The following is a 582-nucleotide window of genomic DNA, read 5'->3' as shown; positions in this document are numbered from 1 at the left end:
TGAAAAAAATAATTAGAGTTGGAGATACTTTAAATCCTTGTGGTGGACAAGTGATCACAGGGAGTTATTTAGCGTATGGAAAACCTGTTGCTTGCGTTGGTGATAAGGTTATTTGTAATAAGCATGGTGAAAATAAAATTATTGAAGGGGCAAGAAATTCAATAATAAATAAAAGAGCAGTTGCATTAGAAGGGCATCATTGTGCTTGTGGTTGTACTTTAGTAAGTTCACTTTCTAATATAAGTATCAAATCATAAATTAATTATTCATATGTCATTCTTATTTTATAAAAATAAAGTAGATAAAATGATTAAATTAAAAATAATATTATTAGTTCTCGCCTCTTCTCTATTACTTTCCGGTTGTGCCAATGCGGGCTCTTGGGGCGCGAAACCGGAAAACGCCATATTGGGAGCAGGTCTTCAAGGCTATAACCACACTCAATACAGTATTACCGGTTTTTCGATTAATGAAGGGTATGGCAGTATTGGCGGTACGGTCTGTTGTGTGATGATCCCCGAAAAATGGCGTCCTAATTTAATCGCTCACATAAAGTGGGAAAAACTCGATAAAAGCAAAATA

General features: G+C 34.9%; 2 protein-coding genes. Both read left to right on the top strand.

Annotation, left to right across the window (positions count from 1 at the left end):
- Positions 1-257, top strand: a 257-nt coding sequence (locus tag JEP40_RS19005; RefSeq protein ID WP_198624815.1) for a PAAR domain-containing protein, incomplete at its 5' end; no start/stop codon positions are given.
- A gap of 49 nt (positions 258-306) precedes the next feature.
- Positions 307-582 (top strand): DUF3304 domain-containing protein (locus JEP40_RS19000; RefSeq protein ID WP_198624814.1); only part of this gene is annotated, 276 nt, incomplete at its 3' end.

Source organism: Proteus vulgaris (genome assembly GCF_016239305.1).
Lineage (GTDB): Bacteria > Pseudomonadota > Gammaproteobacteria > Enterobacterales > Enterobacteriaceae > Proteus > Proteus vulgaris_C.
The sequence above is the reverse complement of the archived record's forward strand: the minus strand, read 5'-3'. Positions and strand labels throughout refer to the sequence as shown.